13 protein-coding genes are annotated in these 15,497 nt (G+C 50.4%); 7 read left to right on the forward strand and 6 right to left on the reverse strand.

Going from position 1 to position 15,497, the window contains the following annotated elements:
* Nucleotides 1-140 precede the first annotated feature (140 nt).
* Complete coding sequence (locus TERTU_RS13405; protein WP_015817848.1) at nucleotides 141-2,453, reverse strand: DUF1631 domain-containing protein; 2,313 nt, start codon at nucleotides 2,451-2,453, stop codon at nucleotides 141-143.
* Between the two features lie 254 nt (nucleotides 2,454-2,707).
* Between TERTU_RS13405 and TERTU_RS13410 the strand changes: the two genes are divergently transcribed.
* Nucleotides 2,708-3,241 (forward strand): retropepsin-like aspartic protease family protein, encoded by a 534-nt coding sequence (locus TERTU_RS13410; protein WP_015818911.1) that lies wholly within the window; start codon nucleotides 2,708-2,710, stop codon nucleotides 3,239-3,241.
* A gap of 13 nt (nucleotides 3,242-3,254) precedes the next feature.
* Nucleotides 3,255-4,097, forward strand: a complete 843-nt coding sequence (nadC, locus tag TERTU_RS13415) for a carboxylating nicotinate-nucleotide diphosphorylase (RefSeq protein ID WP_015819320.1) — start codon at nucleotides 3,255-3,257, stop codon at nucleotides 4,095-4,097.
* 51 nt (nucleotides 4,098-4,148) lie between these two features.
* Here the strand turns inward: nadC and TERTU_RS13420 are convergent, their stop codons facing one another.
* Both TERTU_RS13420 and TERTU_RS13425 read right to left on the reverse strand, forming a co-directional pair.
* Nucleotides 4,149-4,889 carry a hypothetical protein gene (locus TERTU_RS13420; protein ID WP_143876291.1) on the reverse strand — a complete coding sequence of 247 codons (741 nt, stop codon included), beginning with the start codon at nucleotides 4,887-4,889 and terminating at the stop codon, nucleotides 4,149-4,151.
* A 135-nt stretch (nucleotides 4,890-5,024) separates the two neighbouring features.
* A complete protein-coding gene (locus TERTU_RS13425) occupies nucleotides 5,025-5,525 on the reverse strand; it encodes a pilin (protein WP_015818399.1) in 501 nt (166 codons plus the stop codon).
* A gap of 398 nt (nucleotides 5,526-5,923) precedes the next feature.
* Between TERTU_RS13425 and pilB the strand changes: the two genes are divergently transcribed.
* From pilB to yacG, 5 genes are read left to right on the forward strand one after another with little or no spacing between them, the layout of a single operon-like run.
* Nucleotides 5,924-7,651, forward strand: coding sequence for a type IV-A pilus assembly ATPase PilB (gene pilB / locus TERTU_RS13430; RefSeq protein ID WP_015818976.1), 1,728 nt, complete (start codon nucleotides 5,924-5,926; stop codon nucleotides 7,649-7,651).
* 3 nt (nucleotides 7,652-7,654) lie between these two features.
* The gene (locus TERTU_RS13435; RefSeq protein ID WP_015819548.1) at nucleotides 7,655-8,869 is read left to right on the forward strand and encodes a type II secretion system F family protein; all 1,215 of its coding nucleotides are present in this window, start codon (nucleotides 7,655-7,657) and stop codon (nucleotides 8,867-8,869) included.
* Nucleotides 8,870-9,754, forward strand: a complete 885-nt coding sequence (locus TERTU_RS13440; RefSeq protein WP_015817013.1) for a prepilin peptidase — start codon at nucleotides 8,870-8,872, stop codon at nucleotides 9,752-9,754.
* The gene (gene coaE, locus TERTU_RS13445) at nucleotides 9,754-10,362 is read left to right on the forward strand and encodes a dephospho-CoA kinase (protein ID WP_015819115.1); all 609 of its coding nucleotides are present in this window, start codon (nucleotides 9,754-9,756) and stop codon (nucleotides 10,360-10,362) included. The genes TERTU_RS13440 and coaE overlap by 1 nt, the downstream gene beginning before the upstream one ends.
* Nucleotides 10,352-10,552, forward strand: a complete 201-nt coding sequence (yacG, locus tag TERTU_RS13450) for a DNA gyrase inhibitor YacG (RefSeq protein ID WP_015820058.1) — start codon at nucleotides 10,352-10,354, stop codon at nucleotides 10,550-10,552. The genes coaE and yacG overlap by 11 nt, the downstream gene beginning before the upstream one ends.
* Here the strand turns inward: yacG and TERTU_RS13455 are convergent.
* The 3 genes from TERTU_RS13455 to secA are packed head-to-tail and all read right to left on the reverse strand — an operon-like array spanning nucleotide 10,546 to nucleotide 15,497.
* A complete protein-coding gene (locus tag TERTU_RS13455; RefSeq protein WP_015817365.1) occupies nucleotides 10,546-11,505 on the reverse strand; it encodes a Nudix family hydrolase in 960 nt (319 codons plus the stop codon). The two genes, yacG and TERTU_RS13455, sit on opposite strands and share 7 nt — an antisense overlap.
* On the reverse strand, nucleotides 11,486-12,703 hold the full coding sequence (gene argJ / locus TERTU_RS13460) for a bifunctional glutamate N-acetyltransferase/amino-acid acetyltransferase ArgJ (protein WP_015817188.1): 1,218 nt from the start codon (nucleotides 12,701-12,703) through the stop codon (nucleotides 11,486-11,488). Before argJ ends, TERTU_RS13455 begins: the two co-directional genes overlap by 20 nt.
* Nucleotides 12,704-12,761: 58 nt before the next feature.
* Nucleotides 12,762-15,497: a preprotein translocase subunit SecA gene (gene secA, locus TERTU_RS13465; protein ID WP_015818110.1), complete on the reverse strand. Its 2,736-nt coding sequence runs from the start codon at nucleotides 15,495-15,497 to the stop codon at nucleotides 12,762-12,764.

Consider the following 15,497-nt stretch of genomic DNA (forward strand, 5'->3'; position numbering starts at 1 on the left):
ACGCCGAGCATGATAACCGAAGGTGCCAGAGCGAGGGAAAATTCAACGAGAGAACGATTGAAACGAAAAGGAAGGCGAAGTGCGCCGCAACCAGGGGGATGCGGCGCCTTATAGAACTATTCGGGAAGTGTTACCAAGCCCTAGGGCTGTGGTTTACGTAGGCTAGAGACGACGGTCTCCAACGCGCGATCGAACAACATCGTGTTATCCAGGGCACGCAAACGCTTCGCGCCAAGCAGCTCCGCAAGCTCATATTTAGTATGCTCAGCGACTTTCATACCACTGCGGTTTACAAAAATATATTTGCCGGTGGGTTTAATAATCGCCGCTAAACGACAACGAGTTGATTCGCCCTTCTCGTCCACCATTTCAAACCAGCCACCCTGACCAAAAGTCTCAACCTGCTGCAAATCAGCGTTGTCGGCAGAGATTGGAGGCGGCGACTGACGCACTTTTTCGGCGTCGGCAGGGTTTGCCTTGGCAACAGGCTGACGCTGAGGTCCGGGCACACTCTGTGTCTTTACAGCTGGCGCCGCAGGTATTTCTCCAGGTGTCACCTCCGCTTTAACAGTGGGGGGCGGAGCACTCTGCCGCTTAGCTGTATCCGGAATCGGCGCCAGCACTTCGTTATCGTTCGAAGCCGAACTCACCTTAGGCGCGCTGCGCTTATCTATGCCAGCTCTAGGCTTCGGCGCATCCTCTTCCGCTTTCCCACGAATTGCACCCAAATGAACGTCTTCGAGCTTTTTAAACAGTTCAGACATTTGGAATGGGTTGAACGAGATAGAGTCCAGACCGCTACGCAGCCGCTTTAACAGCTCTGGTATCAGGCGAATAAGTTGTTTTCGAGCATCGTTGGTACGTGGAATTTTGGTACTCCATACCAGATCATCCAACGTCGACAATACAGACTGCCATTCATGCGCTTTATGCCCGTACTTAAGATAGGTCACAAACATCACGTTGTTCCAAGGGCCATTAATCAGCTCTGCAACAACCTGAGGTAAACGCTCGTCAACTGTACGCAACTCTATTTCAATCGACACCACGGTACGCGCAACCTCGGCTCTTGCCTTACCATCTTCAGCGTCTAACGTCCTTTTCTCGATGACTTCTGCGCGGCGCCGCTCTTTTTCGACGAACGAAGAAAAATCTGCGTGAAGATCGTTAAAAATTGACACGTCTGAGTCGAAAGACGTCAACAGCTGATCAACAATCGACTGCATTTTTGTGTACAGCGCGTCGCGACGGCCGTCAGTACCTTGCCATCCCAATGCCGCCGTGGCCATATCGTTCAACAGCTTGCGTGCAGAATGGCCGCCCTTTGCGAAAAATGACTTATCCAGCAGAGAAACTTTAATAACAGGAATTTGCATTAACGCGAGCAGCTCTTTCATCGGCTGCGAGAGATTGCGATCGGCCAGAATGAACTTGAACAACATGTCGACCAGGTTCATTACTTCGCGCTCAGTCGCGCTAATCGAAGCTTGACCGCCTTTGTTTTTATAGAGCTCCTCAATCAACTGCAAACTACTGATGCCGGTTTGTGCACGTTCGCTGACAGCGGGTGCTTGTTGCACCATCGACAACATACTGACGAGTTCATTTAGTTGTGGTTCAGTTGCAGGTCTTGCGCCCGCCGGATTCAACAACCCCTGTAAGGCTTGCGTAAGTTCTGGGGTTGCGTCTCCGCCCGGCGTGGTTTGCGCTGGAGCAGGTGTGTTGGCTTGACGACGGGCCGCAGTAGTCAGCGATGGCAGGATATTGTGGTCGATAAGTATCTGGTTGACCGCTTCGTACACGCCGCCCAAATTGTGCATCAAAGTTTTATCAAACAGCTTAAACAACACCAGCTTGGCTTTAAGGTCGATATCAAGGCGCTTAGCCTGCGCCATGAATCCGTTCGCCAACACACTGGGGCCAAGCGGATTGTTTTTTTCGAAAACCTTAACCGAAACCAGAGTATCCAGGCGCAAACTCAGCTGCTGCACCTGCTCCGCATACTCGCTGTTCGCGCGACTGACGGACGACTCAATCGCCACCATTTGTTCCAGGTCGTCATTCTGAACCAGCGATAAGGCATCAGCAGTAAATGCTTCATCAACTTCGGGAGTCTCTGGCATTGCCCCTGTTGCCAGATTTGCGAATGCTGCGTCTATCTCGATGGCAAAACGGCGCTCAATACCGCGTCGCTGCACGCGTACTTCACGCATCGAATCGAAATAAATGTTCTGTTCTGCGTTGGTAGTGGCCTTGTCCGCCAATTCGAACAGGGAATCATCAGCGCGATCAAAAAACTGCTTGAGGCGTGCGGCAAGCAAAAACTTGCCCTTCTCATGTATGGCGTGTACTGCGGCAGGCAACCGCGCAATACGCGCTTTCGCCAGGCGCGCGCTTTCCGGCTCCAAATGAACTACCTTCACATTAGCAACTTTTTTGGCATGATCAGCCACTTACGGCCTCCCCAAATTGCGGCTAACTGCCGCACTTCGCTCATACATAACAACTCATGAGAGTTCTTTACCAGAACTAGTATAATCCTCTTAAGAAAGACGCCTATGGCAGTCTGAGTAAGTCGAGACATAAATCACAACGGATTTTGTAATTCGTGACGCGCTTAAAACTTCTCCTTTTCACCTAAAACCACTGTTATAATCAAACCTCTGTATTTGGTCGCAAATTAAACAAAAAGAGTTGAACGCCATCTATGTCAGACAGTCAGCCACCCGGCAAACGCCTTGGAAAGGGCATGCTTGCCATAGTGTGGCTCCTCATACTGGGTGGACTCACCCTATTCTTTAGTCGCAAAGAAGCGCAATGGTATAACCCCAACACCCAGTTGGAAGGCACAGATAACGGACAGTCCCGTACTGTCACGCTCGAGCGCAACAACTACCATCACTATGTTGCCTCCGGTTATATAAACGGCAAACCAGTGACTTTTCTGCTAGACACTGGAGCAACAATGGTATCGGTTCCCGCTAACCTGGGTAGAGAGCTGAGCTTACAACCCGGGGCCAGCTACCCTGTACAAACAGCAAACGGCGTTGTTCAGGTGAGAGCGACTAATATAGACGCCCTGCGTCTAGGGCCGATAGAATTGCAGAACGTTAGAGCGGCACTGAACCCAGGCATGAATGGCGATGAAATTCTGCTCGGCATGAGCGCACTCAAAACACTCGACTTCGCCCAGAGCGGCCGCTTTCTCACGCTAACCCAACACCTCAACTCCAAGAATTAAGCGCCTTATCAAAATGAATTTACTGCTCGACGATATCCGCCCAGACATCACACGCACTGTTGCGACTGCCCTGCAAGAAGACGTTGGCACAGGCGATATAACGGCAATGCTCATCGACGAAAACAAAACTGACACTGCAACGATAATTACCCGCGAAGACTGTATTGTATGTGGCGTTGCATGGCTGAACGAAACCTTTGCTCAACTCGGTGGTTTGGACGAAATCAACTGGCACGTAGAGGATGGTCAAGCAGTTAAGGCGAATACCCCCCTGGTGACGCTGTCGGGCAACACCCGTATTTTGCTCACGGGCGAACGCACCGCAATGAACTTTCTGCAACTGCTTTCAGGCATCGCCACCAAAGCAGCGGCCTATGCGAAATTGGTGGAAGGTACGCCAACTAAAATCCTGGACACGCGAAAAACGATCCCAGGTTTGCGCACCGCACAAAAATACGCTGTCGCCTGTGGCGGCTGCCACAATCACCGCATAGGCCTGTTCGACGCGTTCTTAATAAAAGAAAACCACATCGCTGCCTGCGGCGGGATCGCTGAAGCTGTTGCCAAAGCCCGTCAAATCGCGCCGGGCAAACTGGTTGAAGTTGAAGCGGAAACCCTGGATGAACTCCAGCAGGCACTAACTGCAGGTGTCGACGTCGTTATGCTCGACAACTTCACCACCGAAATGTACGAGCAGACCCAAAAGATAGAGAAAACCGCCAAGTACGAAGTCTCAGGCAATGTTACTCTGGAAAAAGTAAAGCAGCTCGGCGGTTTAAACGTGGATTATATTTCTACCGGGGATTTGACGAAGAATTGTGTGGCTGTGGATTTGTCGATGAGGATTGCAGGGTAATATATTATTCAAGTGATTACGCCAAACGCCAAACGCCAAACGCCAAACAATCTATGAATAAGGGTCGAGAGGCAAATAATAGCTCTCCATATTTCCTAAAGGATAAATTCTAATGCCAGCACCAAATCTGTGTTTGACGGGCAGCCAATAAAATCCCCCTACTGGCAACTGCTTTTTAAAATGGTCATACGATACGTTCTGAGCAATGATCGAGTACAATCGTTCACTTGAAAGAAAGGCTTTATTCACCTCTCCCTCAGAACAAAATCGGTAATATTTTGGAAATACTTGAATGTCTCTGCCCTCCAATGCAGAAAAGAGAAGGTCGCTCTTTTCTTTTGAATCTTGGGGGCTCTCAGAACACACCTCTTTGGGGCCAATCCAAGATACTTTTTCAAACTCAGGAGAACTCGCTTCATCGAGATCTTTTTTGTCCAACTCCAGCGAAGTAACCACTTCAAAAGCATCTTTTACGAAAACCACATACACTGGTCGTGACTGTGCAACAACATAAAGCCCATATCCGAGAGCCGCAAACTGAACGCAAACAATTACCCCATAGTCCCTAAAAAGCCCTGCCAATGATTTGGAAGGATTATAAATCACTAATGACATGCACGGGCCCAAGATCACTTCAACGAGCAGCACCAGCCAATACATCTCTGTCCCCCTGAGCATGTTAGACAACTGCCCTGGAAACCAAACATAAAAAACTAAACCACCACAAATTCCCGCCAGAATCAGACTCGCGATCGCGTGAACGGCAGCGGCCTTAATTTTCGCTTTAGCCAAATAGAAATTCATACATCAGTATATTTAAAAGTAAAATTTTTAAACGGTACAAGCGCCGTAGCAAAAAAAACCCCGCTGACTACGCGGGGTTTTTCATCACTGGCATCAAGAACATGCCAATAATCGACTAATCTATTATTTACACTCAGAAGGTGCGAAGCGAGCAGGCAAAGTACCGGCAGCACCACCAGCAAAAGCAGACACATCAGCACCAGCGGCAGCACAACGCCATGCAACAGAATCGTTAGGTGGAGTGAACGCAGCAGTACCTACTGGAAGAGCCGTGCCGATTGGTGAGTTTGGAGTAAAAATCAACGTTCCGTTGCCTGCAGATGCTGTAGTAGTAACTGTAATCGCCCCTGTAGCAGCTGCGATAGCAACGCTAGTAACGTTAGCAGTTGCGGTAGGCGAAGTGTAACCATTGGCATATCCCGTAGCCAAGCCCTGTACGTTACCGCCGGCCAGTACATCTGCAACATTCAATTTCGCGGCCGCAGCAGCAAGCATACCCTCAGACACACGACCACGTACGGTGTAGTCTTGATAAGCAGGCAGAGCTACCGCAGCGAGAATACCGATAATCGCAACAACGATCATCAGTTCGATCAATGTAAAACCTTGTTGTACTCGATTCATAATTAAACTCCTCCGAAGGATTATTGAGATACAGCCGAACAAATACAATTTTGGTGCCAACACCACAATTGTGAATCACTAAACAATTTGGCGGATAAAACTAGCCTTCTGGCATAGCTACCACGCTAACCAATAGTCACGCCACCCGAGCATATGCCCTAAATTGTCACTTACTGTCCTGTTTAAGCTAGACGGGGGTACCCGCATATTTGCGAAATCGCGTAGAACCACAACGCCCATGACGAATGCCAATTACCTCACTAAAAAACTTAAAATTAACAGTAGGTTACTGGCCGAATTTAAAAAAGATGGTAAAGTTTATAGTCTGACGTTGGTATAACTTTTATCTAAATCTGTCGCAAAATCGCACTATTGATCCTGCACCGGGCATTACAACTATGAATAGTTCAGCAAATCTCAGCGGATTGGCACGCCGACTCGTCCGAGACAGCCTCATCTCAGAAGAAGATGCGCAGAAAGCCATTACCGGCGCAGCTAAAGACAAAATCCCGCTAGCGCTATACTTGGTCAAAAACAGTTCTCTTGATAGTCGGCAAATTGCGGAGTCCGCCGCGGACGAATTCGGTACACCACTCATTGATCTTCAGTGTATAAACGATACCTCTTCTGTCAAAGGTGTAGTAGACGCCAAACTTATTCATAAACACCACGCATTACCCTTGTACAAGCGTGGCAATCGCTTGTTCCTTGCTCTTTCAGACCCCACCAACCTTCATGCCCTTGACGAAATCAAATTTAACACAGGCCTGAACACCGAAGCGCTCTTGGCGGAAGCAGACAAGCTCCATGCTGCAATCGAAGCCTTTCTTCATTCTGAGGAAGAAGGAATCGGGGATGCGCTGGGAGGCCTGGACGAGGAAGCACTAGACTCGCTTGATATCGAAGCAGTGGACGAGGACGGAGGCGGTAGCCAGGAGGACGCATCCGAGGCTGACGAGGCTCCGATAGTGCGCTTTGTAAACAAAGTTCTGCTTGACGCCATCAAACTCGGCGCATCAGATATTCATTTTGAGCCCTATGAAAAAGCCTACCGCGTGCGCTTTCGCGCAGACGGTATTCTGAAGGAGGTTGCCCGCCCTCCGGTCAACCTGGCCACTCGCCTGGCTGCACGCCTAAAAGTGATGTCACAAATGGATATTTCCGAGCGCAGGGTCCCTCAGGACGGCCGGATAAAGATGAAAATATCCAAAACCCGCGCGATTGATTTCCGGGTAAACAGCTTGCCGACGCTGTTTGGTGAAAAGATCGTTCTACGAATTTTGGATCCTTCAAGCGCGAAGCTCGGTATTGACGCCCTGGGTTACGAGGAAGAGCAGAAAAAAATGTACCTCGATGCGTTGGCGCAACCACAGGGCATGATTCTGGTAACAGGCCCTACTGGCTCGGGCAAAACCGTATCGCTCTATACCGGTCTGAATATTCTAAATACCACCGAGCGCAACATATCCACCGCGGAAGATCCTGTAGAAATCAACCTGGAAGGCATCAACCAGGTCAATATGAACACTAAAGTCGGGCTTACGTTTGCAGAAGCACTGCGCTCATTCCTTCGGCAGGACCCTGATATCGTGATGGTCGGGGAGATCCGGGACCTGGAAACCGCCGAAATCGGGATAAAAGCCGCGCAAACAGGTCACTTGGTGCTGTCGACCCTACACACCAACAGCGCCCCAGAAACGCTTACCCGACTGCTCAACATGGGCGTACCCACCTTCAACGTCGCCACAACCGTAAGTTTGATCATTGCGCAACGATTGGCTCGGCGACTCTGCAGCGCCTGTAAAAAGCCAGCGACCGATATTCCTGAAGAAATTCTAAATGAAGAAGGCTTCTATAATATTGGCATGGAAAAGAACGAAATCACACTTTTTCACCCTGTGGGTTGCGACAAATGCAATGAAGGTTATAAAGGTCGTGTGGGAATTTACGAGGTGGTGCGTATCACAGACGAAATCTCGCGAATTATCATGGAAGGCGGCAATTCTATTCAAATTGCCGACGCGGCCAGGAAGGCAGGCTTTCACGATTTAAGAACCTCCGCCCTGCGAAAGGCGGCAATTGGCGTTACCAGCCTAGAAGAAGCAAACCGAGTAACCAAGGATTAACCTATGGCAACCGCAAGCTCCGAGCTTTTTGTATATAAAGGAGTCGATAAACGAGGGAATAAGGTCAGTGGCGAGGTCTCAAGTCAGAGCAGCACTATGGCTAAGGCACAACTACTGAAGCAAGGGATCAGGGCAAACACAGTACGTAAAAAACCGAAAGCATTGTTCGGCGCAGGTAAAAAGCCTATCAAGCCTATGGATATAGCGCTTTTTACGCGTCAAATGGCAACAATGATGAAAGCGGGCGTACCCCTGGTACAAAGCTTTGACATTGTTGCGGGAGGCGCAGACAACAAAACGCTTGCTGAACTGATTTTAGATATCAAGGAAGATGTAGCCGCAGGCGGTGGCTTTGCAGCCTCACTAAGAAAAAGACCCAAATATTTTGATGACCTATTTTGCAATTTAGTTGAGTCGGGCGAGCAGTCCGGTGCGCTGGAAACTATGCTTGATCGAATTGCCACTTACAAAGAAAAGACCGAGCAATTAAAAGCCAAAATTAAAAAAGCAATGACCTACCCAATCGCGGTTGTCGTCGTAGCAGTTGTGGTGACCGGCGTACTACTGGTAAAGGTCGTCCCGCAATTTGCTGAAACATTCAGTAGTTTCGGAGCAAACTTACCTGCTTTCACACTTTTTGTTCTGCACCTGTCCAATTTAGCTCAAGACTATTGGTTAGTAGTCTTAGCTTCAATCATTGGTGCCGTTGTACTGTTTGGCAAACTCAAACAGAGAAGCAAAGCTGTGAGAGATTCGCTAGATAAACTAATTTTACGCGTGCCAGTGGTGGGCAACATTGTTTATCAATCAATCATTGCCAGATTCGCCAGAACACTATCCACAACCTTTGCTGCGGGCGTGCCGCTTATAGATGCTTTGTCCTCTGTAGCCGGAGCTACTGGAAATTCGATCTATGAATCTGCGGTACTCCGTATTCGAGAAGAGGTATCTACGGGGACGCAATTGAATGTGGCAATAAATAGTACAAAGGTTTTTCCACCCATGCTCGTCCAGATGACCACAATAGGAGAGGAGTCTGGAGCGTTAGACGAAATGCTGGATAAGGTCGCCAGCTACTACGAAGAAGCCGTCGATAACCTTGTAGATAGCTTGACCTCCCTACTAGAACCAATGATTATGGCTGTACTTGGCGTTCTGGTCGGTGGATTGATGGTTGCTATGTACCTACCAATTTTCCAATTAGGATCCGTTGTTTAGATGCCTATTACGGAGCTTCTTCAAACGCCCAGCCTTATGCTGGGCGTTATCTTTTTCATCCTTTCCTTTGGCTTGATCGTGGGTAGCTTCCTCAATGTAGTGATCTATCGCCTACCCCTCTCCATGCTCCAATCGTGGAAAAGAGAATGCGAGGAGTTTCTGGAGAATAATTCAGAGCTGGATACGTCCACCACGACTTTCAACATCGCTTTCCCTGCGTCTCACTGCCCGAAATGCAAAGCCAAAGTTCAACCCTGGCAAAACATCCCCATTTTGAGCTACATCCTGCTGAAGGGTCGCTGCGCGAGTTGCAAGAGCCCGATCGCGATCAGGTATCCGCTTGTGGAGTTGGCGACGGGTCTGCTAACGGGATTTTGTTTCTATAGCTACGGGCTTTCGCTTGAGGGGCTACTGGTTGCAGTGTTCACCTGGTGCCTTATCTCCCTCACAATGATCGATATCGACCATAAGCTGCTGCCGGACACCATTACCCTGCCGTTGTTATGGTTGGGGCTTCTGGCCAACAGTGGCGGTTTATTTGTCGATCTACACAGCGCTTTATACGGCGCCGCCGCCGGCTATCTATCGCTATGGTCTGTGTATTGGGTATTTAAAATGCTCACCGGAAAAGAAGGTATGGGCTTCGGCGACTTTAAATTACTCGCCGCCCTGGGAGCCTGGATGGGTTGGCAAATGCTGCCGCTGGTTATCATTCTTTCGTCCTTGGTGGGTGCAGTAATTGGGATTGCAGGCATCTTGATTCAGGGAAGAGACAAGAACGTTCCCATTCCGTTCGGGCCCTATTTGGCGATCGCCGGTTGGATTGCATTTTTCTGGGGTGACAAGATAACTCAAGCCTACCTGCAATTTGCCAAGGTCGGCTAGTGTTCGTTGTCGGGCTAACAGGCGGTATCGGCAGCGGCAAAACCACCGTGTCACAAAGGTTCGAACACCATGGCATAGTGGTGGTTGACGCAGATACCATCGCCAGAGAAGTGGTAGCACCGGGCTCCGAAGGGCTAAAAAAAATTACCGCGCATTTTGGCCCGCAGATTCTCCTGGCCAACGGCTCACTCGACCGCCAGGCACTAAGAAAAATTATATTCTCCAACGAATCTGAGAGACGCTGGCTCGAGTCTCTAACCCATCCTCTCATCCGTACTGAGATCGAAGCGCGCATTCAGGCGGCGCCCGGCCCCTACACGATTCTTTCTGCCCCTTTGTTATTGGAGTCTGGCCACTACAACGTCAACCGGGTGCTGATTGTCGACCTACCAGTGGTTGAGCAAATCACTCGCGCGAGCGCTCGGGATAATGCAGACCGCAGGATGATCGAAAAAATCATCGCCAGTCAACTGCCCAGAACAGAGCGCTTGAAACATGCAGACGATATTGTCGATAATGCCGGCAGCCTCGAGCAAACGCTCTACCAAGTAGACGCGTTGCACCTTCGTTACCTGCAACTGGCTGATATTACGCTCAATGACCTTTAAAACGCTGGCAGTAAAGTGCCCTACCTGTGACAAACAGGTCTTAATGACCGATGACTTTCCATACCGCCCGTTTTGCAGCGATCGCTGCAAAACCATAGATTTTGGTGGATGGGCTGCGGAAAAAAACGTGATCGAGGGCAATACACTGGAAAGTGATGCCTGGTCTGAGGACGACTCGCAGGGCTACTGAATGCGGCCCCATAAAGCAGAAATGGCCGCTATTCCCTGCGCTCCGCACTGCCGCGCCTGGCTGATATCTAACTCGCTTAAACCACCCAGTGCATAGACTGGCACTTTCGCAACTGCGCAAAAATCTCGCAATGCTTCCCAACCAACACCAGGCGTATTCGGGTGACTTGAAGTTGGCTTCACAGGAGAGAAAAATACGAAGTGTGCGCCAGCGTGTTCAGCCAGTTTAAGTTCTTCCACATCGTGACAAGCCGCGCTGATGACCCCGCCAGCGACAGGCTTATAGCCCGCGCGTAAAACGCGACTGGACAAATGAATGTACCGCGGCATTTGCTCAACCTGCGAAACATTGGGATGTTGCCAATCCGTATTGGCAAATAACGAAACCCCTTCAATCTCACCAGACAGACGGCGATACACTTGTAGATACTCTGCCGGTTCGAGGTGCGGTGCACGCAACTGGATATGGGTGATCCCCTGAGACTGTAGAGAGCCACACCGGTCGCGCAACGCCGCGAAACCTTCAAACTCACCAGAAATACAAAACACAGCGGGCAATTGAACGGCAGTGACGATTGGTGCGTTAGCTGGTGGAAAAGTGTAGTCGCGGAGATCAGACTGAGAGACCCAGCGAATCGACTGCCCTTCACCACTCACTGGCGAGTCGCTGTATTGAGTGACTTCGTGAACGTCCAATAACACACGTTTTTCTGGGTAATCGTATGGAATTGTGATGAGCGGTTGTGCTTCGGAAACCTCAATCCCAAGCTCTTCGCGCAGCTCCCGAGCCAGAGCAGTGGTTACGCATTCACCCTGTTCGACCTTGCCACCGGGAAACTCCCAAAAACCAGCAAGGTGCTGCCCGGCTTGGCGTTTGGCAATGAGTACCTCGCCTTTGGCATTGCGGACAACACCGACTGCAACGTGTATAACTTTATGTGCGATATTCAGCATTGATGGTGACGTATTCGTGTGAGAGATCCGAAGTCCAAATGGTTTCGGTACATTCACCTCGGCCTAGATCTACCCGAATAGCGAACTCCGCCTGATTAAACACCGCTTGACCGGCTTCTTCGGTATATCCGGCAGCACACCCGCCATCAGCAACAATTTGAACCTCATCCAACCAGACTTTCACCTTGGATACATCCAGTTCAGGTACATCTGCATAACCGATAGCCGCGACAATTCGCCCCCAATTCGGGTCGGAAGCGAATAACGCTGTTTTAATCAGTGGTGAGTGGGCAATCGCATAAGCGACTGTAAGAGATTCGTTATTAGTGGCGCCACCCTTGACTTCAACAGTGACAAATTTCGTTGCACCCTCACCATCGCGTACAATTTGCTGCGCCAGTGACTGGTATATCTCACAAACAGCATCAAGTAAAAGTCCGTACTCTTCACAATCTCTGGAGACAATCTCCGGGTGGCCCGCTGCTGCAGTCGCCATGAGGATGCAGGAGTCGTTGGTTGAAGTATCGCCATCAATCGTAATGCGGTTAAACGACTGATTCGCGGCTATACGAGAGATATCTTCCAGAAGTGATTGCGACACTACGGCATCTGTCGCGATAAAACCCAGCATGGTGGCCATATTTGGCTTAATCATACCGGCGCCTTTGGACATGCCCGTGATAGTGACCATTCGTTCAGCGATCGTGAGTGTTTTACTTGCCAGCTTGGGGCGTGTATCGGTTGTCATTATCGCTCGCGCCGCACGCTGCCAGCCGTCCTCGGCCAAATCCGCAAACAGCGAAGGAACCTGATTCACTATTTTTTCAGCGGGCAACAGGTTACCAATAACGCCTGTGGAAAACGGCAGCACTGCTTCCGGTGCAACGTCGCCTTCGGCAGCTACTGCAGCCATAGTCAGACGAGCTGCATGCATACCAGCGTCTCCCGTACACGCATTGGCGTTGCCAGAGTTGATCAGGAGATACCGCGATTTATCGCCAATATACTGTCTACACAAAGTGACCGGGGCAGCGCAAAATGCATTCTGCGTGAACACACCTGCGACCCGAGTTCCCGGGTTGAGGGCGATCAAAACACAATCGGGCCTTACCGTTTGCTTAATACCTGCTACCGACACACCCAAGCGTACACCAGCTACCGGACGCACGTCTGGTAGAACGAACTCACCCACTGCCATAATTGTCTCTACCGCCGTTATAAAGAGCGCGCAGGCAAACAGCTGCGCGCAGCAATAATTAGCCTAATTTACCGTGACACGCCTTGAACTTCTTACCAGAACCACAGGGACAAGGATCGTTGCGCCCTACTTTTCTTCCTGCGCGGACATACGGCTGTTCAGATCGCGGCTCGCCTGCGCTGGGTGCTTCACCCGCCTCGGGCTCCAAGCCGGAAACCTGCTCGTGCTGCAACTGAATCTTACGGGCAGCGGCTTCCGCCTGACGGCGGCGCTCCATCTCAGCCAGTTGCTCTTCACTGATAGGCTGCACACGGAACAATACCCGGGTCAGGTCGAATTTCAGGTTCTGCAACATCTCTTCGAATAGCGTAAATGATTCACGCTTGTACTCTTGCTTCGGGTTTCGCTGCGCGTATGCCCGGAGGTTAATGCCTTGTCGCAGCGCATCCATATTCTGTAAATGTTCTTTCCAAAGGGTATCCAGTACCTGCAACATTAATTGCTTTTCGAGCGTACGCATAGCGGAGCCAATGGCCTCGCATTTACGCGCGTAAATCTCATCCATCACTTCTGTGAGCTTGGTGCGCAGCCCCTCTTCATCCATTTTACTGTCTTCGTCCAGCCACTGCTGCAGGGGCACGGACACTCCGTAATCGTTTAACAGCGTCTGCTCCAGGCCTTTAATGTCCCACTGCTCCTCCACGCTTTGCGGAGGAACGAAACTCTCCAGTTGTGCGGCGATCACATCCTCGCGAATACCGTGAATCGCCTCTTCGATGTCGTCCGCTTCAAGCAGCTCATTACGCTGGGCGTAGACTACGCGACGCTGATCATTGGCAACATCGTCATATTCGAGCAGCTGCTTGCGGTAATCAAAGTTACGACCTTCAACCTTGCGCTGCGCTTTTTCGATTGCATTGGTCACCATTCGGTGCTCGATCGCTTCGCCCTTTTCCATGCCCAGCGTTTGCATAATCGCGCGCATGCGATCAGAGGCAAAAATGCGCATCAGATTATCTTCCAGCGACAGATAGAACCGGGACAAACCCGGATCGCCCTGACGACCCGCACGGCCACGTAACTGGTTGTCGATACGACGGGATTCGTGGCGCTCGGTACCAATAATATGCAGCCCGCCTGCCTCAAGGACAATTTCGTGGCGTTTTTTCCAATCCTCTTTAATGGCTGCAATCTGTTCTTCGGTGGGATTCTCGAGCTTATCGATTTCCGCTTGCCACTTACCGCCCAAAACGATATCGGTACCACGTCCAGCCATGTTGGTTGCGATAGTTACCGCACCTGGACGACCTGCTTGCGCGATGATATCTGCTTCACGCTCATGCTGTTTCGCGTTAAGTACTTCGTGCGCGATGCCCGCTTCCGTCAGCCGTTTAGACATTTCTTCCGAGGTTTCAACCGACGCTGTACCCACCAGTACGGGTGCGTTCTTGCCCCGGAATTCGTTCACATCCTCGATAATCGCGTCATACTTATCTTCCACACTCAGGAAAATCAGATCATTCAGATCTTTACGCGCAACCGGTCGATTGGTCGGAATAACCACCACGTCCAACCCGTAAATCTGACGAAATTCGAACGCTTCAGTGTCGGCAGTGCCGGTCATTCCGGCAAGCTTGTCGTAGATACGGAAATAGTTCTGAAAGGTGGTGGATGCCATGGTTTGGCTTTCCGCCTGAATCGCCACACCTTCTTTCGCCTCAATAGCCTGATGCAAACCTTCAGACAGCCGGCGACCCGGCATGGTGCGGCCGGTATGTTCGTCAATCAGCACCACCTGCCCGTTTTGAACGATGTATTCCACGTTTTTGTGGTACAGGTGATGCGCACGCAAACCGGACAAAATGTGGTGCAGCAAGCTCAGGTTGGATGCGTGGTACAAGCTGTCGTTTTCACCGAGCAAACCATTTTTTATCAGTAACTCTTCCACCAGTTGATGACCGTCTTCGGTAAGCTCAATTGAGCGCATTTTTTCATCAATAGTGAAGTGGCCCAGCTCAGTCGGCTCTTCGCCTTCCGGCGCCTCCGGTTGGCGTTTTAATGAAGGAATCAGCTTGTTTATCGCCTGATAAAGTACTGAGCTATCTTCGGCCGCACCGGAAATAATAAGAGGCGTACGCGCCTCATCGATCAGGATCGAGTCCACCTCGTCAACAACAGCGTATGCCAGTGGTCGCTGCATACGATCTTCTTTCCGCAGCGCCATATTATCGCGCAGATAATCAAAACCGTATTCGTTGTTGGTTCCGTAAGTAATATCTGCTGCGTAGGCCTCGCGTTTTTCGGCGGGGTCTTGCATGGACACGATAGATCCCACTGTCATTCCCAGTGCCTCATACACCGGCCTCATCCAGTTCGCATCGCGTCTCGCCAAATAATCGTTCACCGTAACGATATGAACACCTTTACCAGGAATACCGTTGAGGTACGCGGCCAAAGTGGCGACCAGCGTCTTACCCTCACCGGTTTTCATCTCTGCGATCCTGCCCTCGTGTAGCGTAATGCCGCCAATCAACTGCACGTCAAAATGACGCATGCCCATTGCGCGTTTACTCGCCTCCCGCGCGGCGGCGAAAGCCTCAGGCAGTAATTGGTCTAGCGATTCGCCATTATTAAAACGCTCGCGAAACTCGGCCGTCTTCGCCTTTAATTGGGTGTCGTCCAACGGTTCAAATTCGGGTTCCAGCGCGTTAATTTTACGCACCAATTTACCCATTCTTTTCAACTCACGATCGTTTTTCGAGCCAAATACGGCCCGGAAGAGTTTGCCTATCAT

The organism is Teredinibacter turnerae T7901 (genome assembly GCF_000023025.1).
In the GTDB taxonomy this organism is placed as follows: domain Bacteria; phylum Pseudomonadota; class Gammaproteobacteria; order Pseudomonadales; family Cellvibrionaceae; genus Teredinibacter; species Teredinibacter turnerae_B.

Bases quoted from the DNA above. Each gene is read 5' to 3' on its own strand.
- TERTU_RS13435 (WP_015819548.1), top strand. From the start codon at position 7,655: ATGGCAACCGCAAGCTCCGAGCTTTTTGTATATAAAGGAGTCGATAAA.
- yacG (WP_015820058.1), top strand. From the start codon at position 10,352: ATGACCTTTAAAACGCTGGCAGTAAAGTGCCCTACCTGTGACAAACAG.
- nadC (WP_015819320.1), top strand. From the start codon at position 3,255: ATGAATTTACTGCTCGACGATATCCGCCCAGACATCACACGCACTGTT.
- secA (WP_015818110.1), bottom strand. From the start codon at position 15,497: ATGATAGGCAAACTCTTCCGGGCCGTATTTGGCTCGAAAAACGATCGT.
- argJ (WP_015817188.1), bottom strand. From the start codon at position 12,703: ATGGCAGTGGGTGAGTTCGTTCTACCAGACGTGCGTCCGGTAGCTGGT.
- TERTU_RS13455 (WP_015817365.1), bottom strand. From the start codon at position 11,505: ATGCTGAATATCGCACATAAAGTTATACACGTTGCAGTCGGTGTTGTC.
- TERTU_RS13410 (WP_015818911.1), top strand. From the start codon at position 2,708: ATGTCAGACAGTCAGCCACCCGGCAAACGCCTTGGAAAGGGCATGCTT.
- TERTU_RS13440 (WP_015817013.1), top strand. From the start codon at position 8,870: ATGCCTATTACGGAGCTTCTTCAAACGCCCAGCCTTATGCTGGGCGTT.
- TERTU_RS13425 (WP_015818399.1), bottom strand. From the start codon at position 5,525: ATGAATCGAGTACAACAAGGTTTTACATTGATCGAACTGATGATCGTT.
- pilB (WP_015818976.1), top strand. From the start codon at position 5,924: ATGAATAGTTCAGCAAATCTCAGCGGATTGGCACGCCGACTCGTCCGA.